This is a genomic window from Pseudomonas sp. Ga0074129, assembly GCA_001465025.1.
Taxonomy (GTDB): Bacteria; Pseudomonadota; Gammaproteobacteria; order Pseudomonadales; family Pseudomonadaceae; genus Aquipseudomonas.
Genome location: LNDO01000014.1, coordinates 1 through 4,937, shown reverse-complemented (window position 1 = coordinate 4,937; position 4,937 = coordinate 1). Strand labels below are relative to the sequence as shown.

4 protein-coding genes and 1 pseudogene are annotated in these 4,937 nt (G+C 58.3%); 3 read left to right on the top strand and 2 right to left on the bottom strand.

Annotation, left to right across the window (positions count from 1 at the left end; genetic code table 11):
* Positions 1-100: 100 nt before the first annotated feature.
* Positions 101-1,126 carry an alkane 1-monooxygenase gene (locus AUK77_RS00735; RefSeq protein WP_296125245.1) on the top strand — a complete coding sequence of 342 codons (1,026 nt, stop codon included), beginning with the start codon at positions 101-103 and terminating at the stop codon, positions 1,124-1,126.
* Positions 1,123-1,308: a rubredoxin gene (locus AUK77_RS00730; protein ID WP_296125243.1), complete on the top strand. Its 186-nt coding sequence runs from the start codon at positions 1,123-1,125 to the stop codon at positions 1,306-1,308. The genes AUK77_RS00735 and AUK77_RS00730 overlap by 4 nt, the downstream gene beginning before the upstream one ends.
* A gap of 125 nt (positions 1,309-1,433) precedes the next feature.
* On the opposite strand, the gene AUK77_RS00725 is transcribed toward AUK77_RS00730, so the two are convergent.
* Together AUK77_RS00725 and AUK77_RS00720 are read right to left on the bottom strand one after the other, a co-directional pair.
* Complete coding sequence (locus tag AUK77_RS00725) at positions 1,434-1,685, bottom strand: TIGR03643 family protein (protein ID WP_296125242.1); 252 nt, start codon at positions 1,683-1,685, stop codon at positions 1,434-1,436.
* Between the two features lie 28 nt (positions 1,686-1,713).
* Complete coding sequence (locus AUK77_RS00720; RefSeq protein ID WP_296125240.1) at positions 1,714-3,915, bottom strand: OsmC domain/YcaO domain-containing protein; 2,202 nt, start codon at positions 3,913-3,915, stop codon at positions 1,714-1,716.
* A gap of 245 nt (positions 3,916-4,160) precedes the next feature.
* On the opposite strand from AUK77_RS00720, the pseudogene AUK77_RS00715 reads away from it, so the two are divergent.
* Positions 4,161-4,841, top strand: a pseudogene (locus AUK77_RS00715) (TerC/Alx family metal homeostasis membrane protein); the annotation flags it as partial.
* Positions 4,842-4,937: the final 96 nt, after the last annotated feature.

Here is a 4,937-nt window from a genome sequence, read left to right as displayed (position 1 = left end):
TCGGCGTCGGCGAAGGTCATCTGCTTCATCGGAAAACTCAGCGGGTGGAATCCGGGTATTTTGCCAAAATCAGGAAGTCTTTTTCAGAGTTTCCCTAATCGTGCCGCTGATAGACGCCTTCCTTGGTGAAGACCTGAGTAACCCGCCTGAGTCTGCCGTGCCAGCGCTTGAGGCTGACCCGTATTACCGCCTCATCAACTATGCGGTGGTGCCGTTTCTCTGGTTTGGCATGCTGTTCAATTGCATCTTCCTCGCCACCCATGAGCTGCCTTGGTACAGCTGGTTGGCAACCGCGGTGCTGACCGGCTCGATGCTCGGTGTTGGCCTGAACCTCAGTCACGAACTGGGCCACAAGAAAGACTGGTTGGGCCGCAAAGTCGGCTTGTTCAACACCGCGCTGGGCGGTTACGGGCATTTCTCCATCGAGCACAACCGTGGCCATCACCGTCACGTGGCCACCCCGGAAGACCCGGCATCCTCGCAGATGGGCGAAAGCATCTACCGTTTTATGTTCCGCGAACTGCCGGGTGCTTTCTTCCGCGCCTGGGATTTGGAGGCCGAGCGCATGCAGCGTCAGGGCCGCTCAATCTGGAGCCTGGACAATGAAATCGTCCAAGCTGGCCTGGTCACGCTGGCTCTTTACGGCGGTCTGATCGCCCTGTTTGGTCCGGCAATGGTGCCGGTGCTGTTGCTGGTCGCCTTCTGGGGTGCCTTCCAGCTGACCTCCGCCAACTACATCGAACACTACGGCCTGGTGCGTAAAAAACTGCCCAATGGCCGCTATGAAGCCTGCCAGCCTCATCATTCGTGGAACAGCAATCACGTCCTCTCCAACCTGATGCTGTTTCATCTGCAGCGTCACTCTGACCACCACGCTCACCCAACACGGAGCTACCAGGCCCTGCGCGACTTCCCCAATGTGCCTCGCCTGCCAGCCGGGTACACAGGTATGTTCCTCGTGGCCTACGTACCGCCGCTGTGGTTTCGCCTGATGAACTCGCGCCTGATCGCTGCCGTGAACGGCGATATCAGCCGCATCAACTTCCTGCCCGCCAAGCGTGAGCAACTGATCCGCCAATACGGCCTGCAGGCTGAGGCGCAGACCCCACAGCAGGAGGCCGCATGAGCCGACATGAGTGTCCGGAATGTGGATATGTTTACGACAGCCAATTGGGTGACCGCTACACCGGCTATCCGCCGGGTACCCCGTTTGCCGACTTGCCAGAGGACTACAACTGCCCGCAATGCTGCGTGCGCGACAAGCCTGACTTCATCGCCCTAGATGAAAGCCAGGCCCAGGCCGGTTAACACCTGTCGCGGCTAAAGCGGGGTGCCGCCCAGCCCCTCCCACAGATCGAGGCGCAAGCCGCACTTCCACAGGCACCACCACCTGTGGGAGGCGCTTCAGCGGCGAAGCCATGCAGGGCTGAGCCCTAGCGCTGTTTGTATTGCGTAGGGCAGTAGCCGCGGCTGACATTGGGGTCGCGCAGTTGCAGGTGTTTGGTCTGCCGGCCGCTGACGCGGGCGCGCCAGAGTTTGAAGCTGCCGGCTTTCAGGCTGCGGCGCATCAGGGCGATGATCTGCGCTTCACTGAGACCAAACTGGCTGTCGATCGCCTCAAACGGCGTACGGTCTTCCCAGGCCATTTCGATGACCCGCGACCACTCGTGCTCTGTCAGTTGCATGCTGCCCCTCACGTCAGGCCCCGTTCGGTTAACCGATGTTCGCCGCTTTAGCACGCGCCGCATGCAGCTTTTTGTAGCTCTCGATCAGGCGCAGGTGACGGTCAAGGCCGTCCAACTGCAGGTTGGTCGGCGTCAGCCCATAGAAACGCACGCTGCCGTCCAGCGAGCCCAGCGCCGCGTCCATGCGTGGGTGGCCGAACATGCGCCGGAAGTTCGGCTCAAAGTCGGCCAGTTCCAGATCGCTGTCCATCTGCACTTCCAGCACCGCGTTCAGGGCCTGATAGAACAGCCCGCGCTCCACGGTGTTGTCGTTGTACTGCAGGAAGGTTTCGATCAGCTCTTTGGCATCGTCGAACTGCTTGAGGGCGAGGTGAATCAGCAGCTTGAGTTCGAGAATGGTCAGTTGGCCCCACACCGTGTTGTCATCAAACTCCACGCCGATCAGCGTGGTGATGTCGGTGTAATCGTCCACGTCGCTGTTTTCCAGATTGCGCAGCAGCGACTTCAAGCCACGGTCGCTCAGGCTGTGCAGGTTGAGGATGTCGGCACGGAACAGCAGCGCCTTGTTGGTGTTGTCCCAGATCAGGTCCTCGACCGGGTAAATCTCCGAATAGCCCGGCACCAGAATCCGGCACGCGGTGGCGCCGAGGTCGTCGTACACGGCCATGTATACCTCTTTGCCCAGGTCTTCGAGGATGCCAAACAGCGTCGCGGCCTGCTCGGCATTGCTGTGCTGACCCGCGCCGGAGAAGTCCCACTCGACAAAGGCATGATCGGCCCGCGCGCTGAAGAAACGCCACGACACCACGCCGCTGGAGTCGATGAAGTGCTCAACAAAGTTGTTCGGCTCCATCACCGCCTGGCTTTCAAAGGTCGGCTGCGGCAGATCATTCAAACCCTCGAAGCTGCGCCCCTGCAGCAACTCGGTCAGGCTGCGCTCCAGTGCCACTTCAAAGCTGGGGTGCGCCCCAAAGGAGGCAAACACGCCGCCTGTTCGCGGGTTCATCAGCGTCACGCACATCACCGGGAATTCGCCCCCCAGCGACGCATCCTTAACCAGCACCGGGAAACCCTGCGCTTCCAGCCCTTGAATGCCGGCGAGGATGGCCGGGTACTTGGCTAGCACTTCGGCGGGCACGTCCGGCAGGACGATTTCGCCTTCGAGAATCTCGCGTTTGACCGCCCGCTCGAAGATTTCCGAAAGGCATTGCACCTGCGCTTCAACCAGGCTGTTGCCCGCGCTCATGCCATTGGAGAGGTACAGGTTCTCGATCAGGTTGGATGGGAAGTACACCGTCTCGCCATCGCTCTGGCGCACAAACGGCAGCGAGCAAATACCGCGCAGGGTGTTGCCCGAGTTGGTGTCGTACAGATGCGAGCCGCGTAGCTCGTCGTCCGGGTTGTAAATCGCCAGGCAGTAATCGTCGAGAATCTCCGCCGGCAGGGCATCTTTAGGCCCCGGCTTGAACCAGCGCTCAGTGGGGTAATGGACAAACGCCGCCTGGGCGATTTCCTCACCCCAGAACTGGTCGTTGTAGAAGAAGTTGCAGTTGAGCCGCTCGATAAACTCGCCCAGCGCCGAGGCCAGCGCACTCTCCTTGGTCGCGCCCTTGCCGTTGGTGAAACACATCGGCGACTGCGCATCGCGGATATGCAGCGACCAGACGTTGGGCACAATGTTGCGCCACGAGGCGATCTCAATCTTCATGCCCAGCGTGGCCATGATCGCCGACATGCGCGCGATGGTTTCTTCGAGGGGCAGGTCCTTACCGAGGATGCGCGTGCCTTCACCGGCCGTCAGCGCCGGCATCAACAGCGCCTGCGCATCGGCATCGAGGTTCTCCACCTCTTCGATGACAAAGTCCGGCCCGGCTTGCACCGCCTTCTTCACCGTACAACGGTCGATGGACCGCAAAATGCCCAGGCGGTCCTTCTCCGAGATATCGGCGGGCAACTCGACCTGAATCTTGAAGATCTGCTTGTAGCGGTCTTCGGGGTCAACAATGTTGTTCTGCGACAGGCGAATGTTCTCGGTGGAGATGTTGCGCGTGTCGCAATACAGCTTCACAAAGTACGCCGCACACAGCGCCGAAGAGGCCAAAAAGTAATCGAACGGCCCCGGCGCAGAGCCATCGCCCTTGTAGCGAATGGGCTGGTCAGCGACCACCGTGAAGTCATCGAACTTGGCCTCAAGACGGAGGTTGTCGAGGAACTTGACCTTAATTTCCATGCGGGAATACCAGAAGACGGGCTAAACGAATGGCGGCCATTATCCGGGTTTTCGGCGGGAAGTGGTGTGCAGCGGCTTGCGTTGAACCGGTTATGGCCAGATGCATCAATGCTTATGGCAAAAAATACTTGTACAACCAACGCTGGATAAATAGCATTGCCCCCGCGACGCCGGGCCCCTCTGACAGCTTAATCGCTGCCATGTCGGAGTTGCAGTTTGTACAACTTCGACACTAAGGAGGGGCTATGACTGCCCTAGAAACGTTTTTATTGGCCGACTTTCTCGGCACCGCAACGTGGTTGTGGCTCATCTTCATCAGCATCGTAATTGCACTGTTGGTCTTTGACCTTGGTGTATTACACCGTGAACATCGAGAAATTGGTGTTCGTGAGAGTTTGTTCTTGTCCGCCGGTTATATCTCTGCAGGCCTGCTATTTGGCTTGTGGGTTTGGTATATGAAAGGCGCAGGCTCCGGCATGGAGTTCTACACAGGCTTCTTGATTGAAAAATCACTGTCCATGGACAACGTATTTGTCATGGCCATGATCTTCAGTTTCTTGGCCATCCCTCGTAAATACCAGCATGAAGTTCTGTTCTGGGGCATCTTGGGCGTGATTGTATTGCGTGCCATCATGATCGGCCTAGGCGCTCACTTGGTCAGTGAGTTCAGTTGGATTCTTTATGTGTTCGGCGCATTTTTGCTGCTGACCGGTATAAAGATGCTGTTCGCCAAAGTGGATGACCACCCTGACTTGGATAACAACTTCTTTGTCAAATACCTGCGCAAACACATGCGCATCACTGACAAACTGCATGAGGGCCGCTTCTTTGTGCGTCAGCCTGACGCCAACGGCAAGTCCGTGCTGTGGGCGACCCCGCTGTTTTTGGCACTGGTTCTGATTGAATGTGCGGACCTGGTTTTTGCGGCCTGAATTCATAGAATAAGTGCAACGCTTGAAACGATAGGCAGAGGGCCAGCCACCGGTAGAATCCAGGCTCTCACACCAAAGGATTCAAGCGCA

Excerpts from the sequence above, each read along its gene's own strand:
- AUK77_RS00730 (WP_296125243.1), top strand. The coding sequence starts at position 1,123 with ATGAGCCGACATGAGTGTCCGGAATGTGGATATGTTTACGACAGCCAA.
- AUK77_RS00725 (WP_296125242.1), bottom strand. The coding sequence starts at position 1,685 with ATGCAACTGACAGAGCACGAGTGGTCGCGGGTCATCGAAATGGCCTGG.
- AUK77_RS00720 (WP_296125240.1), bottom strand. The coding sequence starts at position 3,915 with ATGGAAATTAAGGTCAAGTTCCTCGACAACCTCCGTCTTGAGGCCAAG.